The organism is Dyadobacter sp. 676 (assembly GCF_040448675.1).
Classification (GTDB): domain Bacteria; phylum Bacteroidota; class Bacteroidia; order Cytophagales; family Spirosomataceae; genus Dyadobacter.
The window spans coordinates 2,359,084-2,384,227 of the sequence record NZ_CP159289.1; the positions used below are offsets into that span (position 1 = coordinate 2,359,084).

A 25,144-nucleotide genomic window follows, 5' to 3' on the forward strand; every position below is an offset into this window, starting at 1 on the left:
CTTCAAAACGTGGGTTGTAAATACAACCTTTGTCTTTACAAACGGGTCAAAAAGAAAAATGCTCTTTTTGCGCCTAATGACTCTGGTTGTATGCTACGGCCCCTTCCTTGCTCAACTCGGTGAGATAATTGGCAAATGCCAGCATTTTTTCCTCGCCGAAATAAGGGGCCATAATTTGGATCCCGATAGGCATTCCCTGATCGTCCAGCCCGTTGGGAATGGACACCGCAGGATTACCTACGACATTCGCCTGCACAGTGAAAATATCCGCAAGATACATTTGTAACGGATCTTCCGTCTTTTCGCCAATTGTAAAAGCTGTGGTAGGTGTTACCGGGGAAATCAGGAAATCGAACTGCTCGAAGAACCGGTTCGTTTCCTCCCGCACCAATCTTCTAACGCGTTGCGCCTTGGTATAGTATGCGTCGTAATAATTTGCGCTTAATACGAAAGTACCCAATAGTATTCTTCTCCTTACCTCGTCGCCAAAACCTTCCGTGCGTGTCTTCTTGTACATGCTTTCCAGATCGGCCGATTCGGGGCTGCGGTAGCCGTACCGGACACCGTCGAAACGCGACAGGTTCGAGCTCGCTTCGGCGGTCGTAAGAATATAATAGGTAGGCAAAAGCGAATCCAGCAGCGGCATGTCTATGCCTGTTACCTCATGACCTTCCGCACGCAGGCGGCTGAGCAGGTCCGAAGTCTGCCTGCGGATTTCAGGCGCGATCGCTTCGTTCTCCACCGCGCTGCGGATATAACCGATTTTGGCCTTACCGTTCCACTCCAGTTTCTCCGAATAAGCAGGCACCGCCCTTTCGGAAACGGTACTATCGAATTCGTCGGCACCCGACATTACTTCCAGAATCAATGCGGCATCGGCCACACTTTTGGTAATAGGTCCGATGCAGTCGAAAGACGAAGCATAGGCGATGAGCCCGTAGCGCGAAACACGGCCATAGGAAGGCTTCACGCCGATCACACCGCAGAATGCGGCCGGCTGGCGCACCGAACCACCGGTATCGCTTCCCAAAGAAGCATGGCACAGCCCGGCCTGAACGGCCACCGCCGAACCACCTGACGACCCGCCCGGGACTTTGGAATTGTTAATCGCGTTCAGCACCGGCCCGAATGACGAGTTTTCATTCGAAGAACCCATCGCAAACTCGTCGCAGTTTTGCCGCCCGATGATGATCGCGTCCTCATCGATGAGCCGCTGTACGGCGGTTGCGGTGTATGGTGCCTTATAATTTTGAAGGATCCGGCTTCCGGCCTGCAAGCCGTGGCCGGTCAGTGAAAGCACATCTTTAAGACCGATCACCATGCCTGCCAGCTTTCCGGCAGTGCCATTGGCGATCTTCGCATCTACGGCCAGGGCCGCCTTTCTCGCTTCCTCGGCATAAACTTCAACGAAAGCATTGAGATGCTTGTTAGCCTCTATTTTTTCCAAATAGTGGTCAACCAACTTGACGCACGTCAAACCTTCTTCACGTAAATCTCTCTGAATTTCGGCCAGCGTCAGATACTCTTTCAAGGCAATTTTTTTGTGGGGTTGTAAATAAAGAATCAGAGCCGTTAAGTGGTAGCTTAATGGCTCTGGATCAAACCTTCGATAAGATGGAAGCGTTATTTGGGGTCTTCCATGCTTTTTTCAATATTTTCCTTAACGTCTTTAGTAGCGTTCTTGAACTCATTGATACCTTGCCCCAAACCGCGCATAAGTTCTGGGATTTTCTTTGCTCCGAAGAAAAGCAACACGAACAGAGCAACCAGGAAGATCTCCTGTCCGCCCAACCCCATAATTCCCAAAACGGTTATTGATTCCATATCTGTTTCTTTTATTAATGTTTACAAAAATAACTATTCTTTTTTACAACAACCAGACCTCCCGCCACTTTTATCCGATATTAATTGTCCTGGTAGCCTTCTCCCAATCCGCGAACTTCCGGATATCGTCGCCCAACGTCTTGATGAGCCATACCACCAGTGCCACGTCGTCGGAAATTCCGATAACCGGCAGGAAGTCAGGAATAAGGTCTATGGGAGATACGAAATAAATGAGCACAGCGACTATCGATACCAGACTTTTCCACGGAAGCTGTTTATATTCGCCGGAAGCGTAGGCCTTCACCATCCGGATCAGCAGCTGGACGCTCGTCTGAAATTCGGCGAGGTTTTCCTTCACGCCGACGGTCTGCAGCTTGCCGACCACCTGCCGGAGGAGCTCAAACAAACTGGCTGAATTTTTGGCGTAACGTCCTGCTTTCCCTTTGGCATTTCTAAAAAAAATCGACTGTAAAATCCGCGAAATCATTGACTCGTCATTCATCGTACAAAGCAGGAAAAAGTGGTTTATAAAGCCATTATAACTATCAACTTACAGAAAAAATTGCGTTCCGGGGGGGCGACCGGAGGTTTTGCGGCAAAAAATCAATTTCCGCTTGGTTTAAACAAATTATGTATCATACTTTTAGGAAAAAATATAAAAAGCATCAATTTCTATACAATTAACCATATTTCCCTATGAAGATTACTGTTGTAGGTGCGGGTGCGGTAGGCGCAACCACTGCCGATAATATCATTCGTCGTGAGCTGGCAGAAGAAGTGGTGTTGCTGGATATCAAGGAGGGCGTCAGCGAAGGAAAGTCGCTGGACATGTACCAGACGGCCGCCTTGCTGGGGTTCAATACCAGGCCCGTCGGATCAACCAATGACTACGAAAAAACCAAAGGCTCGGATGTGGTTGTGATCACTTCGGGGCTGCCCCGTAAGCCCGGAATGACACGCGAAGAGCTGATCGGCATCAATGCAGGAATCGTAAAGGGAGTTACAGAAAATCTTTTGAAATATTCGCCGAAAGCGATCGTAATCGTAGTTTCCAACCCTATGGACACTATGACTTACCTGGCATTGAAAGATTCCGGTATTCCTAAAAAACGCCTGATCGGGATGGGGGGCGCATTGGATAGCGCGCGCTTCAAAACCTACCTGGCCATGGCCATGGACGTTTCACCGCTCGATATTCACGGGATGGTAATCGGCGGCCACGGCGACACGACTATGATCCCGTTAACCCGGTTGGCTACTTACAACGGAATCCCCGTAAGCCGCTTTCTCTCCGCCGACCAGCTCGAAAAAGTAGCTGCCGACACCATGGTAGGCGGCGCTACACTGACCAAGCTCATCGGAACGTCGGCCTGGTACGCGCCCGGTGCCGCTACCGCCATGCTGGTCGAGAGCATCGTGCGTAACCAGAAACGCATTGTGCCTTGCAGCGTTTATCTGAATGGCGAATACGGCCAGAAGGATATTTGTATGGGAGTGCCCGTAGTTCTGGGCCGTGGCGGCTGGGAAAAGATCATCAATCTCCGCCTGAGCGATGCAGAAAAAGCTGCGTTTGAAAAGTCAGCGGAGGCCGTTCGTTCGATGAATGCGGCTTTGAACCTGGCATAGCCTCATTTATATATTACAAAAAAGGTATCCGGCAGTGCAGTACCGGATACCTTTTTGTTGTGTCGATGTGGGTTAAATTGAAATCTGGTACTGTAAAATCCAGCTCCCCTTGCGGTCATTCTTCTCCAACTCGTTTACAACGGAAGCATTTCTGTAAACCGGACGGTTTTCGTAATTCAGCGACAACTTCCCGTTGTGCCCTTTGATCAGCCAGTTGACACCGAGATTGAAGATGTTCGCGGCGCCCTGTAAGCGGTCGTAGTCACCGCGCTGCAACGACGCATAAGGCATTAATGTACCCTGACTGCCCAGCAAGCCATCCCTTAGCTTATAGCCCGCCTGCGCGTAAATCACATTGCCTGTCCCGAACATCGGGTATGCGTTCCCATGCGTACCGCTCACGCCCGCGATGGGTTGATTCGTTCCGGTGGCAGGGTTCATAATGCCGTTGTAGCGCAGGTAACCTTTACCGTAATCCGTGCCGAAATAGCCGAGATATGCGGAAACCGCAGTCCCTTTCTCTACATTCAGGGGCATATCCACATACGCCGCCACCGACCAGAGCGTCATATTGCTGTACAGCGTATCCACCGCCTCCCTCCTCCAGGTCGCATTCTTCTGAGAGGTAATGCCCGCCTCGATATTCAACACCTTGCGCTTGCCGAGATAAGTTCCCGTCATGTAGCCCGGAGTAGTGTTGTCCTCGGTGTCAAAAATGTTGTAAATAAATAACCCCTGAAACTGCTTGCTGTTCTTACGTTGCGAGAAAACCGAGTGCTGGTTAAGCGCCGGCGGGGTGGTTCCGCTGGTTTCGACCGGAAACGGATCGGCAACGGCCACCCGGTAATTCAGTTTACCGATTTGTCCGCGGCTGTAAACGGTGAGTTTTCGGGAAAACTGATCGGTCTGATCGACCGTCGCCTGGGCAAAAACGGGTACGTCCATGGTGGTAATGGTGCCGATGCTGGGTTGTGAAAACCGGGAAAACCCGCTCACGATGGTCAACCCGCCTCCGAAACGAATAAAGCCATTGCCTTTGCGTTGTACTTCGTATTCGCCCACCGCATCATGAAAGAATGCGGCGATCTTTCGTTGAGAGGGCGTTCCTGCTGTGTTATAGGCAGGGAATGCGCTCACTTTGTTGAAATTGTTCATTCCGAACTGGGTGTAGAAGAATATCCGGTCGGTGAGCTGGCCGAATAGCTGCATACGCGTACGACGGAGGCCGATGTCGAATGTGCTGGTCCGGGGATCACTTAAAACGGTGGTGCCGGGATTGTTATCGTTCAAGCGCAGCCAGACTTGATTCGTGAATGTGAACTTAACATAATGTGAACCGGATTCGTTAAGATTGTAACGGATATCGTTTCTCTTGTTGTCGTCTTGCGACATGGCTGGCACGGTTGCCGCCGACGTGCCGAGAAGCACCAGGGAAAGGATTTTTTTCATTGAACGTTGTATTGAGTTATGCGCACTATCACCGATTCAAACCCTTCTTGAAGAGCTAAAAACGATATAATAGTTAATTAAAAATGATATTGAACACGGCAGAAAAACGACTTGCACGAAGTCATTTCCCAAGCCGGGCTTCCAAATATAAGGCGGGTTGCTATACTACCATACTCTTTCTGGTGACAATCTTCCTGCCCCTTTTTGCCCAGGAAACCCCTCCGTTGATTAACTATCCCGCCTCGGTTTACAAGGCACACAACCAGAATTGGGACATTTGCCAAAGTGCCGACGACATCGTTTACTCCGCCAATTCGGACGGCCTGCTGGAACACGACGGCGCTTCGTGGAAGCTGTACCCGCTACCCGATGGCCAGATCGTCAGGACGGTACTTTACGATGAACAAACGGTTGAACCAGCCGGTGGAAAAGTGCTCAATCGGCATCCGAAAACCGAGCAGCGCATTTATGTGGGCGGATTTTCGGAGTTCGGATACTGGAAGAAAGAGGCGGACGGCCAGCTGAAATATTACTCGCTGAGCAAAAAGGCGAACTTCCCAAGCCTCAAAACCGAGGAAATCTGGCATATATTAAAGACGCCCAGGTACATTTATTTCCAGTCATTCTCCTTCATATACCGCTACGATGGAAAAACACTGACCGAAATCAAGGGGCCGGACAATTTTATGTTCCTTCGCTATGTGAAAAACCGCGTACTGGTGCAGCTCATTGGTCGGGGGCTTTACGAGCTGAAAGACAAAAGGTTCGAGCCATTGAAGGGTACCGAAAGTCTCTCTTCGGCGATTGTATCGTCCATACTCCCCTATTCGGGCAACCGGATCCTTATCACCACCACCAAACATGGTATTTTCATCTGGCAAAACGGGGTACTTTCTCCCTGGAATATTGCTATTTCGGCGGAATTGAAAAGGAATATCATCAACCGCGCGCTCATTATGACGCGCGACAGCAGCGTCGTTTTCGGTACCATTCAGAACGGGGTTTATGTGGTTTCCAAAAACGGCGCATTGAGGTACCGGTTCAATAAGGATACCGGCTTACAAAACAACACGGTCCTGGCGCTGGAAGAAGATGCGCGGCAGCAGCTGTGGATCGGGCTGGATCAGGGAATCGATATGGTCAAAATGTCGTCGCCCATTATCGCTTATCAAACGAGCGACAATCCTTTGGGATCTACTTATGCCGCGGCAATCTGGCATGGAAACTTGTACGTCGGGTCCAATAAGGGCGTGTTTGTCAAAAAATGGCTTTCATCGGAACCCTTCAGGCCTGTGTTAGGACTTGAAGGGCAGACCTGGGCACTTAAAGTGATCGATGACCAGTTGCTATGCGGGCACAACGATGCTACTTACCGCATTTCGGAAAATAGCGTTACCAAAATCTCCGGTGTTAACGGCGGCTGGGTGTTTATGCCGATCAGGAACGGGCGTGATACGCTTCTTTTGCAGGGAGCGTATGTGGGCTTGCACGTATATAAAAAGGACGCAAAGGGTATCTGGACGTACGCTTATCCGGTGGAAAAATTCGCACCTGTTCCCATCCGACAGATTGCACGCGACAACTCCGGGACATTCTGGCTCGGGCATGCCTATAAAGGCCTGTTTCAAGCCAAACTAACCACTGCGTTGGATTCGGCGCTGTTCTGGAAAGAATTTAAGGCGCCACGGGAACTGCCCAGCGAGTTTTCGGTCGAAGTGGTTCAATGGCTCGACGGACAGGTACGAGTGCGCTCGGGCAACCGGTTTTTCCAGCCAGATGCTGCGGGCAATCTCGTCGCAAGCAGCGATTTTTTGAAGGAAGACGAAGATTATAAAGTAAGGACGGGCCTGGACGGAGACTGGTTCAAGGTTTTCATGAACCGCGTAGAATTCTATCAGCCCGGCAGGGAGGCGCGGAACCTTCCCCTGACGCTCGTTCGCAACAGCGAAACCATCATACCGCTCTCCGGCGACTATTATTTCTTCTGCCTCGACAACGGCTATGCATTATATAATCGCAAGTCGGCCGACAAGCACAACGAGGTAACCGGGCCGCCGGTAATCCGGAAAGTCGCTAACCTCCGCAACCTCAATGAAACGTTTGCTATTTCGGGAAACCCTTCGCTGCCTGCGGAAGTACGTTCCCTCCGCGTCGCGTTCTCCATCCCGGCTTACGGGCAAAATGTACAATACCAATACCGGCTGAAAGGGCTGACAGATCAATGGTCGGAATGGACGGACCAGAGCTTTGTGGAATTTACCAACCTGGAATCGAGGGACTACATTTTCGAAATCCGGAGCAGCGTCAACGACACCATCGGGACCTACCATTTCAGCGTAAGGCCCTACTGGCGCGAAACCTTGTTTGCCAAAATCCTGTTTGCAGTCGTCGTCGCGCTGGCATTAGCCGCATTGATCGTTTACCAGGAAAAACGGCTGGCGCGCCACCGGCGGAAGCTGATAGAAGAGCAGGAGGAAAAGCTGCGGCAGCAACGGCTGTCCAGCGAGAGGCGGATCATGCAAATCCAGAACGAAAAGCTGCAAAGTGAAATCCAGAGCAAAAGTCAGCAATTAAGCAACGTCGCGATTAACGTGGTGCGGAAAAACGAGATACTGGAAGAAATCCGTGACGAACTCAGGCAAGTCAAGGCCGAAATGGGGCATCAGCTCCCCAACATCCATTATCAGAAATTATTGAACAGTATCGAACGAAATGTGGCCGGTAAAGACGACTGGATTCTGTTCGAACAAAACTTCGACGAAGTCCATGAACAATTCTTCAAAAGGCTCCGCCAGATATACCCTACCATTTCCCCTTCCGAGCTCCGGCTCGCTGCATGCCTTCGCATGAATCTTTCCACCAAAGAGATGGCTCCCGTGCTGGGGATTTCCGTCCGCGGTGTGGAAATCAAGCGCTACCGATTGCGCAAAAAGCTTGGATTGGACAACGATGCGAATCTGGCCCAATTTATGATGGACATCTGACCCAATTGTATTAATCGACCATTAACCCATTTATTGCCAACCAAACCTTGCATTATTCTTATTGATGTAGTGGTGATGTAGTGCTTTTTTTGATTCCTCCCCGCCTTCGAACTTAATTTTGAAGTCAATATTTTCTTATAATAATTCAATCACCAATTTGAAACTGATGAAAACTATTGTACGATTACTGTACATGCTCGTTTTCCTGACATTAGGAAGTTTCTCTTACGCGCAGGAAATAAATGTGACCGGGAAAGTCACTTCGAGTGCCGACAATTCGGCGCTGCCGGGCGCCAGCGTGCTCATCAAAGGCACCACCACCGGTGTTCCTACCGATGCCGATGGGAACTACACCATAAAAGTTCCGTCCCCCCAGTCCGTGCTGGTCTTTTCGATGATCGGCATGGTTACTCAAGAGATAACAGTAGGCAACCAAACTACCCTGAATGTTGCATTGCAGGAGGATGCCAAGGCGTTGAACGAAGTACTCGTGGTGGGTTATGGTTCTCAGAAAAAACTCGATGTTACGGGTGCCATTACACAAATTAAGGGTGTCGACATCGCGAAGCAACCTTCGATGAATGCCGTGAGCGGGTTGCAGGGCAAGGTAGCCGGTGTGCAGATCAACAACTCCGGTAAGCCCGGCGAGGCGCCGCAGATCCGTATCCGCGGTGTCGGAACGGCTTACGGCAGCGCTAACCCATTGTATGTGGTCGACGGTGTATGGTTCGATGATATCAGCTTCCTAAACTCGGGCGATATCGAGAGCATGAACATCCTGAAAGATGCGTCCAGCCAGTCCATTTATGGCGTACGCGCAGCGAACGGGGTCGTTTTGATCACCACCAAAAAAGGAAAATCAGGCCAGGCGGTCATCGATTACAATGGTTATGTAGGTTACCAGAAAGTGACCAACCAGATCAAAATGGCAAACGCGAACGAATATGCCACGATGATCAACGAATTGAGCCGTATCAATGGTAAATCGGATGTCCTCGATCCATCGCAATTCGGCGAGGGTACCGACTGGTACCATCAGATTCTGCGCAATGCCTTTGTAACCAATCACCAGATTTCGATCAGCGGTGGCGGTGAAAAATCGACTTACAACTTCTCGCTGGGTTATCTGGATCAGGACGGTGTTGTCGAGAAAAACAATTTCAAACGTTACACTGCCCGTCTGCAGAACGATTTCCAGGTGTTGAAGAACCTGAAAGTGGGTTACTCGGCAACGGCTGCATATAGTAAGTCGAGAGACGAAGCGGGAGGTATTTTCCGTCAATTGTATGCCGCCGCGCCTGTCGTTCCGGTTTACTATGCCGACGGCACCTATGGCGACCCTACCGATTACAACCTGGGCGACGCCAATAACTTCAACCCGCAGGTTACCATCGACTTTTATAACCAGAATACCAAAAAAACACTGCTGACCGGTAATGCTTACGCGGAACTGCAGGTCCTGAAAGGCCTTACCTTCCGGACAAGCCTCGGTGGCCGTTACGGACAGGACGAAACCCGTACCTACGTGCCGCAATATGTTGCGACATTCAAACAACGCAACACCACCAGCTTCCTCGAATTTGTCCGTCCACAGACCCGTTACTGGATCTTTGAGAACACTTTGACCTATACCAAAGACTTCGGCCAGCACAGCATTACGGCGTTGCTCGGTCAGTCGGCGCAGCGCGACCAATCCTACAAAGTCACAGCCAATGCCCTGAACGTGCCATACACCAGCGAAGGCGATTTGTACCTCGCACTGGGTAGCGCCGATAGCCGTAACGTAACCGACGAGGGCGACCTGGGTACCTACGCTTCCTATTTCGGCCGTGTGAACTACTCTTTCGGCGAGCGTTACCTGTTGAATGCGTCTCTCCGCGCGGACGGCTCTTCGAAATTCTACCAGGGCGGTAATGCCTGGGGTTATTTCCCTTCGGTAGGGGCGGGCTGGGTTATCAGCAACGAAAATTTCATGAAAGACCAGACGGTTTTCGACAACCTGAAAGTCCGTGGGAGCTGGGGTAAAATCGGTAACGCATCCGTGCCTTCCAACCTGTCGACGCTCACGGTAGCGACCGGCGGCGGACTGGCGGCGATTTTCGGCGAACAGTTGAATACCGGCGCCAGCATCAACACCATCATTCCGCCCACCACTTACTGGGAACGCGGTGTAGGTACCGACGCGGGTATCGAGGCTTCATTCCTGAAATCGAGACTGACCGTAGAGCTGGATTATTATATCAAAAAAACCGAACGAGCGATCTTCGACATTCCCGTGTTGAGTTCTATCGGTACCAGCTCGGGCCGGATTGTGGGCAACCAGGCCAACTTCCAGAACAAAGGTTTCGAACTTGCATTGAACTGGCGCGACGAAATCGGCGACGGCCTTTCTTACAGCATCGGCATAAACGGCGCAGTGAACAACAACAAAGTGCTTTCAGTATCGTCCGGCGCGAACCCGATCTATGATGGCGGTGTGGGCCTTACCAGCGGAGCGCTCGCAACGCGTACCCGTGTAGGCGACCCGATCGGTTCATTCTTCGGCTATGTGGTAGATGGTATTTTCCAGAACGACGAAGAGATCAAAAACTCCGCTCAACCCAACGCCAAGCCCGGTGATTTCAGATACCGCGATATCAGCGGAACCGATGGCGTACCCGACGGAACCATTTCCGGGCTCGACCGCCAGGTGATCGGCAACCCGAATCCGAAATACACCTATGGCATCAATACCAGCTGGAATTATAAGAACATCGACCTGATGCTCGATTTCCAGGGCGTAGCCAAGGTCGATATTTACAATGCCAACATGGGGTGGCGCTATGGTAACGAGAACTTCACCAAGGATTTCTACGATAACAGATGGCATGGCGAAGGCACATCGAATACTTATCCTTCGGCGAATATCGGCGGAGGCCAGAACTACCTGCCGAACACATTCTTTGTGCAAAGCGGCAGCTACTTCCGCGTGAGAAATGCGCAAATCGGTTACACGTTCCCGCAGGCATTCAATGAAAAGCTGAAAATCCGCAAACTGCGCCTGTACGCAAATGCGCAAAACCCATTGAATTTCTTCAAATACAAAGGCCTGTCGCCCGAGGTAAGAGCCAACGAGAACAAACCGACACAGGCCGGAATCGACGCCAATGTGTACCCGCTTTCGGCGACTTACAACTTCGGTATCAACGTCACTTTCTAAGATTAAAAGCGATATGAAAAATATAGATTTAAAAAACAGTTTGAAGCAGAAAGGGCTTTATATCGGGCTGGCAGCGCTCCTGATCGTCCCATCGTCCTGCAGTGACAGTTTCCTCGACGTGGACCCGCAGGGAAAACAGGCGGGAGCGGTGTTCTGGGTAAATGAAGCCGACGCAACCAAGGCAGTGAATGCAATGTATGCCAACCTCCGCAGCTGGAACAACACCGCTTTTGCCGCCATTGCCATCGAAAGCGTAGGCTCCGATGATGCGGAAAAAGGCAGCACACCTTCCGACGCTACATTTTTTAACCAATACGATACCTTCACCGTGGGTTCCACGGAAGGCCAGCTAGGCAGCTTCTGGGAGGGGCAATATCAGAATATCAACTACGCCAACCAGGTATTGGACAACATCCCGGCGATCAGCATGGACGAGACCCTGAAAGCGAGGTACCTGGCTGAGGCGAAATTCGTGCGCGCCTACTCCTATTTCAGGCTCGTACGGGCATTTGGCGACATTCCCCTTAGGTTGAGTGTTCCAAAGGACGCTTCGGAATACAATATCCCGCGCACACCGAAAGCGGAGGTTTACGCAGCCATCGAAAAAGACCTCACCGAAGCGGCTGCCGTGTTGCCATTAAACTATGGTGCAGCCGACATCGGCCGCGCTACCAAGGGCGCTGCGCAGTCCTTACACGCCAAAGTTTCGATGTACCAGGGTAAATGGCAGCAGGTTTTCGATCTGACCACACAGGTGATGAACTCCGGCCAATATTCGCTGTTCCCGGATTATGAAGCATTGTTCCGTATTCCGAATGAGAATTCCAGAGAATCGATCTTCGAAATCCAGAACGAACTCATTCCTTCGAACAAAGACGCCTCCAACTCACAGTATTCGCAGGTTCAGGGCGTGCGGGGGGTGCAAGGCGGCGGCTGGGGCTTTAATGTACCTACCGAGCAACTATCCAAAGCATTCGAAGCAGGCGACCCGCGCAGGGATGCAACGATCATTTTCCGTGGCGAGACGACGCCAGCCGGAGACGTAATCGCAGCAACCGGCGATAACCCTATGTACAACCAGAAGTCGTATGTGCCGTTCAAACTTTATGTGACGGGCTTCAATGAAGGCTCACAGCAAAATGTACGCGTGATCCGCTACGCCGAAGTATTGCTAATGAATGCGGAAGCTGCCAACGAAATCGGTAACACGACCCAGGCGCTCGCTTCGCTTGAAATGGTGCGTGCACGTGCAAGGGGCGCAAGCAAAACCATCCTGCCAAAAGTGACCACCACCGACAAAGCCGCATTGCGCCTGGCGATCTGGAACGAGCGCCACTATGAGCTTGCTATGGAATTCGACCGCTATTTTGATGTGATCCGTCAGGGACGTGCCGCTCAGATCTTCGGACCAAAAGGATGGAAGGCCGGCAAAAACGAAGTGTGGCCTATTCCTCAGAATGAAATCGACCTCAGCGCAGGCGTGCTGACCCAGAATCCAGGCTATTAATCCAAAACCACGATCTATCGATGAAAACTTTAAAGAATAAGCTGGCCGTGGCATTGTGTGTATTGACCGTGCCCGGGGTTACCTCCTGCTATGAAAAGTTCGATCCCGAAAGTTACGCGCCCAGCGTGACCATCGGCGGCTTCACGAGCTCCGACGAAATCGCAAGGGCCAATCTCGTGGCGCATTTCCCTTTCGACGGTAATTACAGCGACGTTATTTCCAACACCGCTGGCACCAATACCGGCACTACATTCGCCAACGGTCTGAAAGGCCAGGCAATGAAGGGAGCCAAAGACGGTTATGTGCTTTTCACGCCGACTGCGGCCATTCTGGGGTTGAAGAGCTTTACATTGACCTACTGGGTAAACAGCCCGTCGACCAAAGCGGCGGGCGGCATTATCGGACTGGTAGGTTTGTCTCAAACAGATGGTTTCTGGGGAAACATCGAAACCTTTTTCGAGAACGGCGGTACCGATACTGACGGTATTTTCAAAGCCCACATTCAGAATGATAAAACCGACGCCTGGGTTACCAAGGAAGGCATTGTGAACCTTTATAACTCCTGGAATCACATTGCATTGTCATACGATGCCACTTCATCCACTTTCAATGTATATGTGAACGGCTCTAAAACAGCTACCACTACAGTAGCCAAATTCGGGGAGTTGAAATGGAAGAATCCCGGTAAAATGGTATTCGGCACGGTACAATTCCAGACTAAGCCGAGCCTTACCACGGGGGCTTCCGCACAGGATTGGGCGAGCTACCTGACCGGCCTGCTCGACGAAGTAAGGATTTACAATGTTGCTTTGAAAGACGCCGAAGTGGATGCACTCGTCAAACTGGAATCGAGGGGGGAAATAATGCCTTTTAAATACCTTCTTCTTTTTTGTTCATTGATCTGGCTCGGGGTTTCCTGCAAATCGGAAAAGGAAGCCCCCGGGCCTTCAAACCCCGGAATACCGGCTTCATTCGGATTTAATAGCGTGAAAGTGAACGGCACCTATTCCGGGTTCAAATACCATGATGTAAACCTCAAACCTAAAATCAGGTTTACATTCTCAGCACCGCTCAGCAACGCAACCATTCCCGACGGGATCACCTTTCAGTCGATGTCGGGTGAAGCCGTCGCATATTCTTCCTCCCTGGAAAACGGCGACAGTTCGGTTGTGATCACGCCTTCCGCCGATTTGAAATACCTGACCCGCTATTCTGTCAGCGCCACCAAAGCATTAAAATCCAAAACGGGCGGAATGCTCCTGAACGAGGTGAAAGTAGAACTGATCACGATGCTGGATTCTACCGACAAATTCCCGGTCATTGGTGAAGAAGCGTTATTAACGCTCGTACAGCAGCAAACTTTCAGGTATTTCTGGGACTTCGCGCACCCGGTGAGCGGGCTGGCGCGCGAGCGGAATACCTCGGGCGACGTGGTGACCTCCGGCGGTAGCGGTTTTGGCATTATGACCATTCCCGTCGCAATCGAACGGAAGTTTATCACCCGCGCACAGGGATTGGAAAGAATGCAGAAGATCGTAGGCTTCCTGAAAAAAGCGCAGACCTTTCACGGGGCATTTCCGCATTGGCTGAACGGCATAACCGGCGCAGCTGTGCCGTTCAGCGATAAGGACAATGGAGCCGATCTGGTAGAAACGTCGTTCCTGATCCAGGGATTGCTCACGGCCCGCCAGTATTTCAGTGAAAGCAATGCCGCCGAAACCACGTTACGGACCGATATCAATGCGATATGGAGAGCGGTGGAATGGGATTGGTTTAGAAAAAACAATGAGAATGTACTGTACTGGCATTGGAGCCCGGATTACGGCTGGGATATGAATCACCAGATCCGTGGCTGGAACGAATGCCTGATCACCTATGTGCTGGCGGCGGCGTCCCCTTCGCACGGCATCGACAAAAGCGTTTACGACAACGGGTGGGCAGGCAACAGCACATTTACCAACGGAAAAGAATATTATGGTATCACATTACCGCTTGGTGAACCCCTGGGTGGGCCGTTGTTTTTCTCGCACTATTCGTTTCTGGGGCTGAATCCAACCGGCCTCACCGACCGGTTTACCAATTATTTTACCCAAAACAAGGCCCATACCCTTATCAATTACAATTATTGCAAAACAAACCCGCAACAATACTACGGGTACAGCGACCAATGCTGGGGCCTCACCGCCAGCGACATTCCGGGCGGCTATAATGCCAGCTCCCCAAGCAACGACAAGGGAGTAATTGCGCCTACTGCAGCACTTTCCGCATTCCCGTATACACCCGCGGAGTCGATGAGGGCTTTAAAATTCTTCTACTACAAACTCGGCGACAGGTTATGGGGCGAGTACGGCTTCCACGACGCATTTTCGCTGGATCAGCTATGGTTTACGGATTCTTACCTGGCTATCGACCAGGGGCCGATCGTCGTCATGATCGAAAATTACCGCACGGCTTTACCCTGGAAGCTCTTCATGAGCAGCCCGGAGGTTAAGACCGGTCTTAAAAAGCTCGGATTTAACAGTCCCCAGCTTTGAGGAACTTTCATTAAAATACTACTCAACTATGAAGCTATACTTTCAATTACTACTATGCCTCGCGCTGCTTGCGGGCCTTCAGGTAGATTGCACGGCGCAAAAAAAGAAATCCGCAGCCGCCAAATCTGCCGCTTTCAATCCGGCCGCCCGTCCTAAAAACCTCTCGGACACCGCATTGCTGGAACTCGTTCAGAAACAGACATTCCGGTATTTCTGGGAATTCGGTCACCCGGTAAGCGGGATGGCCCGCGAGCGGAGCAATATAGCGTACGACTACGGCGACGAAGTGGTTACCATCGGCGGAACGGGTTTCGGCGTGATGGCGATGATCGTCGCGGCAGAGCGGCAATGGCAACCCCGCGATTCGGTTGCCGCACGATTGTTGAAAATGGTCAAATTCCTTTCCAAAGCCGATCACTACCATGGTATTTTCCCTCACTGGCTCAATGGGGCTACCGGCAAGATCATTCCATTCAGTCGGAAAGACGATGGCGGCGATCTCGTGGAATCCTCGTTCCTTTTCCAGGGACTACTTGCCGTCAGACAATATTTCGACCGCGATACCGACGTGGAAAGGGAGCTCCGCAATCGTATTACCTGGCTCTGGAACGAAGCCGAATGGGACTGGTACACACGTGGCAATCCGAATCAGCTCTACTGGCATTGGAGCCCCAATAACGGGTGGGCGATGAATTTCGAGCTTCGTGGGTACAACGAGACATTAATTACCTACATCATGGGCGCCGCGTCGCCCCGTTACCCCATTACCCGCCAGGTTTACGACAAGTGCTGGGCGCAAAGCGACCATTTCCGCAATGGGAAAGAGTATTATGGGATCAAACTGCCTCTTGGCTTCGAGTATGGAGGGCCGTTGTTTTTCGCGCATTATTCGTTCCTCGGCCTCGATCCCCGCAATTTGAAAGATCAGTATGCCAATTACTGGGAGCAAAATGTGAACCATTCGCTGATTAACTACAAGCATTGTGTCGCCAACCCGGGCAAGTTCAAGGGATACGGGGAAAACAGCTGGGGATTGACGGCTAGCGACACTTACAACGGGTACAATGCGCATTCGCCCACAAATGATTTCGGGACCATTACACCTACGGCGGCATTGTCGTCCTTCCCCTACACACCGGAGCAATCGATGAAAGCATTGCGGCACTTTTACGACGACCTGGGGGATAAAATCTGGTCGGAATACGGATTTACCGACGCATTCAACGAATCGCAAAACTGGTACGCCACATCGCACCTTGCTATTGACCAGGGCCCTATTATCGTGATGATCGAAAACTACCGGACCGGGCTGCTCTGGAAATTATTCATGAAAGATCCGGACGTTCAGAACGGTTTAAGAAAACTCGGGTTTGAAAGTCCGACGCTACGCGTGTCCAGCAAAAATTAACCGCTTTTTAGCTAAAATTTGCAGAAGGACCGGCCATAAGCTGGTCTTTCTGTTTTATAGAATATAATTGTACCTTGATATCGTTTTTGAACAGCATATTATGCGTATCCAGCCATTCTAAACGTAATCGAGATGAAACCACTCTATCAAAAACTCGCGTTGCTGATCGCCTTGCATGCATTCGGTTTGCATGGATCAGCGCAGATATGGACGGTCTCGGAGCCGGAGAACCTGCCCGAGAAAAGACACGAAAATGCGATGGCTGCGGCAAACGGGAAGTTGTATCTGCTGGGAGGCCGCGGCATCAAACCCGTTGATGAATACGATTCGAAAAAGGACTCGTGGAAAAGTCTGGCGCCATCACCAATCGAAATGAGCCATTTTCAGGCCGTAACATATAAAAATGAAATTTACGTGCTGGGTGCATTCACCGGCGGCTACCCGCACGAAGTGCCCATTCCCGACATTTACATTTTCAATCCCGTGAAGAACGAATGGCGTAAGGGTGCGTCCATTCCGGAAAATCGCAGACGCGGCGCAGCCGGGGCATTTGTTTTGAACGATAAAATTTACCTGGTCTGCGGCATTCAGGACGGCCATTGGGATGGGCAGGTAACCTGGTTCGATGAATTCGACCCCGCGACAGGCACATGGAAAACGCTTCCTGACGCCCCGCGCCCGCGCGATCACGTGCAGGTAGCCGTCCTGGACGACAAGCTTTATGTAGCAGGAGGCCGCTTGTCGACAGCACGTATCAATCAGGTTTTGAACACCGTTATCAAGGAAGTGGATGTATATGATTTTAAAACCGGCAAATGGACGACGCTGGATGCCTCCAATAACCTTCCTACCCTTCGCGCCGGCAACACGACCATCGCTTACAATAACAGGATCCTCGTGATCGGCGGTGAAAGCGATGCACATGTGGAGGCGCATAATGAAGTGGAGGCATTTAATCCGCAGACCCGGAAATGGGAAAGGTGGCCTTCGCTTCATCAGGGCCGTCATGGTACGCAGGCGGTTTTGTTCAACAGGAAGGTTTACATTGCGGCCGGTTCGGCCAACCGCGGGGGCGGTCCGGAGCTGAACGATATGGAAATATTGGATAAATAATTATTAATATAAAAATCAAATGTTCAGAACACTCGCCGGTATCTGCTTATTCCTCGTTACGATTACTTCTTTTGCCCAAAAGAAAGAATTTACGCATGCCGACACTCTGCGGGGCTCGGTTACAGCCGAACGCGCATGGTGGGACCTGAAATATTATCATCTTAGCGTAAGGCCCAACGAAAAGGACAGCACGCTTGCCGGCAGTACAGTTATTACCTACAAAGTGCTCGATCCCTACCAAACTATGCAGGTGGATTTGCAGGAGCCGTTGCAGGTCACCAAAATAATTCAGGATGGTGAAACACTGGCCTACCGCCGCGACGGCAATGCGTTTTTCGTTACCCTGAAGAAAAAACAGGAAACCGGTAAAACAGAGTCCGTGGAAGTGTTCTATGCCGGAAAGCCCCGGCTCGCAAAACGACCGCCCTGGGACGGAGGCGTGCAATGGGTGCCTGACGGGAAGGGTAATACCATCATTTCCACTTCCTGCCAGGGATTGGGTGCGAGCGTGTGGTGGCCCTGCAAGGACCACATGTACGACGAACCTGATAGTATGCTCATTAGTGTGACCGTTCCTGAGAATTTAATGGATGTTTCGAACGGAAAGCTTCGTTCGGTGGTCGAGAACAACGACAATACGCGCACGTTCAACTGGTTTGTCAAAAACCCGATCAATAATTACGGGGTAAACATGAATGTGGCCAATTACGTGAGCTGGAAGGAGACATTCAAGGGAGAAAAAGGCGATCTGCAACTCAGCTATTATGTGTTGCCGCAAAATATCGACAAAGCCAGAGAGCAGTTCCGGCAGGCCCCGAAAATGTTGAAAGCATTCGAGCACTGGTTTGGGCCCTACCCTTTTTACGAAGACGGTTACAAGCTCGTGGAAGTGCCGTATCTGGGAATGGAACATCAAAGTTCGGTTACATATGGCAATGAATATAAGATGGGTTACCGAGGCCGCGACCTTTCGAACACCGGCTGGGGATTAAAATGGGACTTCATCATTATCCACGAGAGCGGCCACGAATGGTTTGCCAATAATATCACCTACAAGGATGTGGCCGATATGTGGGTTCACGAAAGCTTTACCAATTATTCCGAAAACCTCTATACCGAGTATTATTTTGGGAAGAAGGCAGGCGAAGATTACGTGATCGGCACCCGCGAGCTCATAGCGAACGATATCCCGATTGTCGGTATTTACGGGGTGAACCAGGAGGGATCGAAGGATATGTACTACAAGGGCGGCAATATGCTGCACACCATCAGGCAGATCGTCAACGACGATGAAAAATGGCGGCAGATTCTCAGGGGGGTTAAACAAAACCTTCTATCATCAGACCGTCGACGGGTCACAGATTGAAAATTATATCAGCGAGCATTCTGGCCGGGACCTTTCGAAGGTGTTTGACCAATACCTGCGGGACGTGCGAATCCCTGTTCTGGAATATGCATTCGGTAGCAAAGGTTTGCAATATCGTTGGATCAACTCCGTGGAGGGTTTCGATATGCCCGTGAAGGTAAAGCTGGCGGGCGGAAAAGAAGAGTTCCTCTATCCCACGGGCGAATGGAAAACTCTGAAAGTAAAAGGGGATAAGTCGCTCACCGTCGACCGGAACTTTTATGTCGAAGCAAAGGAATCCAAGCAGGCTTCCTTATAAGTCCCAGCATTCCATAATCAGCAGATCACCCTTCTGTGCGGAAACCCTGACCATGCCGTCGGCCTCGGCTTCGTTACTGCTGCCGGTCCTGTATCCCATTGTCAGGGTTTCGTTATTCAAGTTATATTTCAAACCACTGGTTTCAATTCCCTCAACCGCGCCCACGGGAATCAAAGATATGGGTGTTCCGGCAGTGTACCATTTCTCAAAAGTGCCTGTGAGGGGGAATATTTTGGAATAATCGTCGAGCAGCACCAGCTTGATTTGATCCTTATAACGAACCAGGTCAGTAATATTGGTAATCGCATGATCCGCCCGGCGTCCGGTGGCCCACACGATATTCGCGGCCGGGAAACCTCTTTCAATCAAAAACTCAATGGCCTTGTTCAGGTCCGTTTTGTCCTGATCCGGCGTATTCACGATCTCCAAAGGATGCTGCCGCTCACGGATCGTCTCAAAATCATGCGCGACATCGAAATCTCCCAGCCAGGCATCCACTTTAATCCCAAGGCCCAGCACCCGGTAAATGGCGTGGTCCAGCACAACGATGTAGGGGTTCCATTCCAGTAATTGTCCCAACAATTCCGGAGAACAGGATTCTCCATTAGCGATAATTAAAGCAGGCTCCTGCTTCTCCCGAACGATGTGGTGTGACGACATTAATTACAATTTATTCTTTACAAGGGTTACCAGCTCCGTGAGGACGCCGTGGACTTGGACGAGCTGATCTTCGAGCCGATCCAAGCGACGTTCAATTTTCTCGAACCGAAGCTCCATTTGCTCGAAACGCTGATCGATCTGTTCAAAACGACGATCGATCTCTTCGAAACGACGATCGATCTGTTCAAAACGCTGATCAATATGGTCGAACCTTGCGTCGTGTTCAGCCAGCTTAACTTCAATGCGGTCAACCCGCTCTTCCAAACGCTCAAAGCGGCGATTGATTTTTCCAAATTCTTCCCGCATTTCAGCAAAACCGCGATCCACACGCGCCGTCAACGATGCTAATCCTTCTGCTACCATCTCGATTTGTTTTCCATGCTCGTTGGTAATGTTTTCCAGCTGTGCCAGTCTTTCTTCTACGTACATAAGATCTCGTTAGTATGTGAAACAATGAACCCGACACCACCACATGGAAGTGCTCGCCTATTTAGACGTCCATTTATTAAAAAAGTAACGAGAAACGTGAGAATTTTTAAACACCCAATGCCTTGGCCTCGTTCCAATACACATCCATCTCTTCCAGCGTCATATCCGATAGCGACTTACCAGCCGCACGGGCGGCTTCTTCCAGATATTGAAACCGGCTGATAAACTTTTTATTGGTCCGCTCCAACGCGGTCTCGGGATTGATATCTACAAATCTTGAGTAATTCACCAGCGAAAACAGCAAATCGCCAAATTCTCCCTCGGCTTCTTTCTGATCGATTACATCGGCGGTTTCTATGTTAAAGTTCCGCTTGAATTCATGCAGTTCCTCTTCCACTTTCGCCCAAACCTGCTGCTTTTCGTCCCAATCAAAACCTACGCCCCTCGCCTTTTCCTGAATACGCATTGCCTTTACGAGCGCGGGCAGGGACGCGGGCACACCCGAAAGCACCGATTTATTGCCTTCCTTCAATTTCAGTTTTTCCCAATTCTGCTTGACTGCCTCCTCGGAATCAGCAACAAAATCGCCGTAAATATGCGGATGGCGGGCTATCAGCTTGTTACAAATGCTGTTCAACACATCTCCGATGTCGAAAGTGTACGGTTTCCCGTCCGCTTTTTCCGAGCCGATTTTGGCATAAAACACGATATGAAGCAATACGTCCCCCAATTCCTTTTGAATCTCCGGCAGGTCGTTGTTCAATATCGCATCGGATAGTTCGTAAGTTTCCTCGATCGTAAGATGTCGCAGGCTTTCCATTGTCTGCTTCCGGTCCCAGGGGCATTGCTCCCGGAGCTCGTCCATGATTGTCAGCAAACGGTCAAATGCCATAAGCTGTTGCTGGCGGCTTTCCGGCAAATCACTGAATTGTTTTTCCATACCGCAAAGATACGGTGAAACCGTTATTGCCCCGGCACCGGCGGTAATTTAAAGGTCGTCTGGATGAGGTTGCTGGTGCATTTGGCTACAATGCGCCCCTGGGCATTGAAAAGCCGGCCTTCTACGTGTATAATATTTTTCCCCGCCCGCACTATCTCGGATTTCGCTGTCAGTACGTCTCCGGTTACAGCCGGGCTAAGAAAATCACAGTTAAGATTGACGGACGCGAACCCGAATTCCCGGCCTATTGCATAAACCATCGTTCCGACGACATCGTCGAGGATAGTCGCCGCGATGCCGCCATGCAACGTGCCCATCGGGTTGCACATGTCCTCCCGCACAAGGTATTCCACCTCCATTGCTCCATCTTCAATGGCTATGAGTGTGCCGTTCAGCCATTTGGCCACGGGAGAAAAATGCCGGTCCATAGACTTGCCGATGAATTGCCGGAGAAAAGACAGCCGCTTGCTTTCCGTCTGCGGCTGGGGGAGCGAGTGTGTGTTCATGGATTTGACGGTTTATATTGAATTAAAGTGAATTTCTAAAAATAGTAATTATCGTAGAAAAATTGATGGCTGGAAGTCAATGCCATGGATTTTATTGTTACGTATCGAAGGTTATTACTACCTTTGCCGGAGTTTTTTGCCAGAGATAAATGCTTACTCATATATGAATTTTACGTTATCGCAGGTTCCCGAGCGTTCCCAGAAACCGAGGACAAAAGGACTTACCATGGTGATGGATAAAGGGCTGAGTGTCAGGGAAACCGAAGATATGCTATCCTCCGCCTCGCCCTACATCGATATCGTAAAACTAGGATGGGCAACTTCTTTTGTAAGCCCTAATTTAAACGAAAAGTTGGCTGTCTATAAAAGTGCCAACATACCGGTATATTTCGGAGGAACATTGTTCGAGGCATTCGTGGTCAGGAACCAGTTTGACGATTACCGTAAATTACTTGATAAATACGGCCTTACCCACGCGGAAGTTTCCGACGGCTCCATCGAAATGCCGCAGGAGGTTAAATGCGAGTACATTCATACACTTTCCAAACAAGTTACCGTTCTCTCAGAAGTAGGCTCCAAGGATGAAAACAAGATCATCCCTCCCTACAAATGGATCCAGCTCATCAAATCGGAATTGCAGGCTGGTGCCTGGAAGGTGATTGGCGAGGCGAGGGAATCGGGAAACGTTGGTTTGTTTCGTGCGAGCGGCGAAGTGCGCCAGGGGCTTGTAGAAGAAATCCTTACGGAGATCGCATTTGAGGACATGATTTGGGAGGCGCCCCAAAAGTCGCAACAAGTATGGTTCGTAAAGCTCTTGGGCGCTAATGTCAATCTCGGAAATATCGCTCCGAGTGAATTGATTCCCCTCGAAACCATCCGCCTCGGTCTTCGAGGCGACACATTCAACCACTTCCTGAACGCCAAAACCAAGCAGAAGTGGAAAATCGATTCCAAATAAGTGCAGGGACCATAAAACAGATTGTCAACTTAACGAATAGCTATGGAATTTCTAACTCAGTTCATTGATTTCTTCCTCCACCTGGACAAGCATTTGTTCAACATCGTGGAGCAATACGGTACACTCACTTATGTCATTCTGTTTTTAATCGTCTTCACAGAAACCGGCCTTGTAATCATGCCGCTCTTGCCCGGTGACTCGCTTCTTTTCGCTGCCGGCGCCATCGCAGCCAACGAAACAACCGGCCTCAACGTCTGGCTGATCATCATTATCCTCATTATTGCCGCGTTGCTGGGCGATAATGTCAATTATTTCATGGGAAAAACCTTTGGTGGCCAGATCAAGAAACGCGAAAAGATATTGTTCCTGAAAAGGGAATACCTGGAAAAAACGGAGGCATTCTATGAAAAACATGGCGGCAGCACCGTTATCATGGCTCGTTTTATTCCCATTGTGCGCACGGTAGCCCCATTCGTAGCGGGAGCGGGCAGCATGAATTATTCACGCTACATTATCTTCTGTATCATCGGTGCGTTACTGTGGGTTCCCACATTGACGTTGCTGGGTTATTTCTTCGGAAATATGGAGATCGTTAAAAAGAACTTCGAACTGGTAATCTTCGGCATCATCGGAATCTCGATCCTTCCCATGATTTTCTCCTACCTGAAAAGCCGCTTCGCAAAGCCGAGTGCGGCGTAGAAGACTTCGGCTGTCGGCCGTCGGCTTTCCCCAATATTTTAAGTAAAGCATAAAAAATAAGGCGTTGCATTCATTTGCAACGCCTTATTTTTTATGCTTTACTATCAAAAAGGTTCGACGGCTGACTGCCGAAGTCCAATCAAGATCTCGAATAATTCGGGGCCTCTTTCTGGATCATGATATCGTGCGGGTGGCTTTCTTTTACACCGGCTGAGGTAATTTTCACGAATTGCGCCTTTTGCAGCGCTTCGATATCCCCCGCTCCGCAATAGCCCATGCCCGCCTTCAAACCACCTACCATTTGGTAAATGATTTCGGAAACCTTACCCTTGAACGGCACACGGCCCACGATACCTTCCGGAACAAGTTTCTTCACATCGTCCTCGGCATCCTGGAAGTAGCGGTCTTTTGAACCATCCTCCATCGCTTCGACCGACCCCATTCCACGATAAGCCTTGAATTTCCGGCCTTCATAAATCACGATTTCACCAGGAGCTTCATCGCTGCCGGCAAGCATCGAACCGATCATGATCGTGCTTGCGCCACCCGCCAAAGCCTTGGTCATATCACCCGAAAAGCGGATACCGCCGTCGGCAATAACGGGAACGCCGGTACCTTTCAATGCATCGGCAGCCCACATGACCGCGGTCAGTTGAGGAACGCCGATACCCGCGATGATACGGGTAGTACAGATGCTGCCCGGGCCAACACCAACTTTCACCGCGTCCGCACCGGCCTCCGCCAATGCTTTTGCCGCATCTCCGGTTGCAACGTTCCCTGCGATCACATCCAGTTTGGGGAATTGCGCTTTGATGGATTTCAGTGCGTCGATAACCCCTTTGGAATGTCCGTGGGCAGTGTCGAGGCTTACTACATCGACGCCCGCTTTTACCAATGCTTCCACTCGTTTCAGCAAATCGGGCGTAACACCTACGGCCGCACCTACGCGAAGGCGACCGTACTCGTCCTTGCATGCGTTCGGGTGCGATTTACGCTTCATGATGTCTTTATACGTAATCAACCCCGTCAACCGATAATCCGCATCGACGATCGGCAACTTCTCAATTTTAAATTCCTGAAGAATTTGTTCGGCATCATCGAGCGACAACCCTTCGGAGGCCGTAACGAGGTTATCCTTCGTCATGATCTCGGTTACCGGCTTGCTCATTTCGCGTTCGAAACGAAGATCCCGGTTGGTGAGGATACCGATCAGTTTGTGATCCTTGTCGATTACCGGAATACCACCGATTTTGAATTCGCGCATGATCTGGTGCGCGTCGCCGAGGGTCGCCGTATCAGAAAGCGTGATCGGATCGAGGATCATTCCGCTTTCGGAGCGCTTCACCTTTCTCACCTGTTCAGCCTGCGCTTCCAGGGACATATTTTTATGGATTATTCCAATACCGCCTTCCTGGGCCATGGCAATGGCCAGTTCAAATTCTGTCACCGTATCCATGGCAGCCGAAACAATGGGAATGTTCAACTCGATGTTACGGGTAAGCTTGGTTTTTGTTGTTGTGTCGCGAGGCAGGACTTCTGAATAACCGGGGATTAACAGAACGTCGTCGTAGGTAAGCGCCTCGAAGAGGACTTTGGATGGGTCTGTGCTCATAGCAAATAAACTATTGTTATTTGCCGGGCAAA

The 25,144-nt window shown here is 50.5% G+C and carries 18 protein-coding genes and 1 pseudogene; 10 read left to right on the forward strand and 9 right to left on the reverse strand.

Going from position 1 to position 25,144, the window contains the following annotated elements; all coding sequences use genetic code 11:
- Positions 1-73 precede the first annotated feature (73 nt).
- The 3 genes from gatA to ABV298_RS10525 all read right to left on the reverse strand — a co-directional run bounded on the left by gatA (position 74) and on the right by ABV298_RS10525 (position 2,230).
- A complete protein-coding gene (gene gatA / locus ABV298_RS10515; protein ID WP_353722076.1) occupies positions 74-1,531 on the reverse strand; it encodes an Asp-tRNA(Asn)/Glu-tRNA(Gln) amidotransferase subunit GatA in 1,458 nt (485 codons plus the stop codon).
- A gap of 92 nt (positions 1,532-1,623) precedes the next feature.
- Entirely contained in the window at positions 1,624-1,824 is a 201-nt protein-coding gene (locus ABV298_RS10520) for a twin-arginine translocase TatA/TatE family subunit (protein WP_015813903.1), read from the reverse strand.
- Between the two features lie 70 nt (positions 1,825-1,894).
- The gene (locus ABV298_RS10525) at positions 1,895-2,230 is read right to left on the reverse strand and encodes a YkvA family protein (protein ID WP_353722077.1); all 336 of its coding nucleotides are present in this window, start codon (positions 2,228-2,230) and stop codon (positions 1,895-1,897) included.
- Positions 2,231-2,520: 290 nt separating this feature from the next.
- On the opposite strand from ABV298_RS10525, the gene mdh reads away from it, so the two are divergent.
- A complete protein-coding gene (mdh, locus tag ABV298_RS10530) occupies positions 2,521-3,450 on the forward strand; it encodes a malate dehydrogenase (protein WP_353722078.1) in 930 nt (309 codons plus the stop codon).
- Between the two features lie 72 nt (positions 3,451-3,522).
- On the opposite strand, the gene ABV298_RS10535 is transcribed toward mdh, so the two are convergent.
- A complete protein-coding gene (locus tag ABV298_RS10535) occupies positions 3,523-4,899 on the reverse strand; it encodes a hypothetical protein (protein WP_353722079.1) in 1,377 nt (458 codons plus the stop codon).
- Positions 4,900-4,982: 83 nt separating this feature from the next.
- Between ABV298_RS10535 and ABV298_RS10540 the strand changes: the two genes are divergently transcribed.
- The 7 genes and pseudogenes from ABV298_RS10540 (at position 4,983) to ABV298_RS10570 (ending at position 19,308) form a co-directional block, all read left to right on the forward strand.
- Positions 4,983-7,883 (forward strand): triple tyrosine motif-containing protein, encoded by a 2,901-nt coding sequence (locus ABV298_RS10540; protein WP_353722080.1) that lies wholly within the window; start codon positions 4,983-4,985, stop codon positions 7,881-7,883.
- Positions 7,884-8,049: 166 nt separating this feature from the next.
- Positions 8,050-11,082, forward strand: a complete 3,033-nt coding sequence (locus ABV298_RS10545; RefSeq protein ID WP_353722081.1) for a TonB-dependent receptor — start codon at positions 8,050-8,052, stop codon at positions 11,080-11,082.
- Between the two features lie 13 nt (positions 11,083-11,095).
- Entirely contained in the window at positions 11,096-12,589 is a 1,494-nt protein-coding gene (locus tag ABV298_RS10550) for a RagB/SusD family nutrient uptake outer membrane protein (RefSeq protein WP_353722082.1), read from the forward strand.
- A 20-nt stretch (positions 12,590-12,609) separates the two neighbouring features.
- Positions 12,610-15,123: a glucoamylase family protein gene (locus ABV298_RS10555; protein WP_353722083.1), complete on the forward strand. Its 2,514-nt coding sequence runs from the start codon at positions 12,610-12,612 to the stop codon at positions 15,121-15,123.
- Positions 15,124-15,151: 28 nt separating this feature from the next.
- The gene (locus ABV298_RS10560; protein ID WP_353722084.1) at positions 15,152-16,531 is read left to right on the forward strand and encodes a glucoamylase family protein; all 1,380 of its coding nucleotides are present in this window, start codon (positions 15,152-15,154) and stop codon (positions 16,529-16,531) included.
- Between the two features lie 132 nt (positions 16,532-16,663).
- Positions 16,664-17,644, forward strand: a complete 981-nt coding sequence (locus ABV298_RS10565) for a kelch repeat-containing protein (protein WP_353722085.1) — start codon at positions 16,664-16,666, stop codon at positions 17,642-17,644.
- Positions 17,645-17,663: 19 nt separating this feature from the next.
- Positions 17,664-19,308: pseudogene (locus tag ABV298_RS10570) on the forward strand (M1 family metallopeptidase).
- On the opposite strand, the gene ABV298_RS10575 reads toward ABV298_RS10570, so the two are convergent.
- From ABV298_RS10575 to ABV298_RS10590, 4 genes are all read right to left on the reverse strand, one after another.
- Positions 19,303-19,968: a thiamine diphosphokinase gene (locus tag ABV298_RS10575; protein WP_353722086.1), complete on the reverse strand. Its 666-nt coding sequence runs from the start codon at positions 19,966-19,968 to the stop codon at positions 19,303-19,305. The pseudogene ABV298_RS10570 and the gene ABV298_RS10575 overlap by 6 nt on opposite strands.
- A gap of 3 nt (positions 19,969-19,971) precedes the next feature.
- On the reverse strand, positions 19,972-20,397 hold the full coding sequence (locus ABV298_RS10580; protein ID WP_353722087.1) for a hypothetical protein: 426 nt from the start codon (positions 20,395-20,397) through the stop codon (positions 19,972-19,974).
- Positions 20,398-20,503: 106 nt separating this feature from the next.
- Positions 20,504-21,337, reverse strand: a complete 834-nt coding sequence (gene mazG, locus ABV298_RS10585; protein WP_353722088.1) for a nucleoside triphosphate pyrophosphohydrolase — start codon at positions 21,335-21,337, stop codon at positions 20,504-20,506.
- Between the two features lie 23 nt (positions 21,338-21,360).
- Positions 21,361-21,843 (reverse strand): PaaI family thioesterase, encoded by a 483-nt coding sequence (locus ABV298_RS10590; RefSeq protein ID WP_353722089.1) that lies wholly within the window; start codon positions 21,841-21,843, stop codon positions 21,361-21,363.
- Positions 21,844-22,006: 163 nt separating this feature from the next.
- Here ABV298_RS10590 and ABV298_RS10595 point away from each other — a divergent pair, with 163 nt between their 5' ends.
- Both ABV298_RS10595 and ABV298_RS10600 read left to right on the forward strand, forming a co-directional pair.
- Positions 22,007-22,801 (forward strand): phosphosulfolactate synthase, encoded by a 795-nt coding sequence (locus ABV298_RS10595; RefSeq protein ID WP_353722090.1) that lies wholly within the window; start codon positions 22,007-22,009, stop codon positions 22,799-22,801.
- Between the two features lie 42 nt (positions 22,802-22,843).
- Positions 22,844-23,500, forward strand: a complete 657-nt coding sequence (locus ABV298_RS10600; RefSeq protein WP_353722091.1) for a DedA family protein — start codon at positions 22,844-22,846, stop codon at positions 23,498-23,500.
- Positions 23,501-23,639: 139 nt separating this feature from the next.
- On the opposite strand, the gene guaB is transcribed toward ABV298_RS10600, so the two are convergent.
- Positions 23,640-25,112, reverse strand: a complete 1,473-nt coding sequence (guaB, locus tag ABV298_RS10605) for an IMP dehydrogenase (protein WP_353722092.1) — start codon at positions 25,110-25,112, stop codon at positions 23,640-23,642.
- Positions 25,113-25,144: the final 32 nt, after the last annotated feature.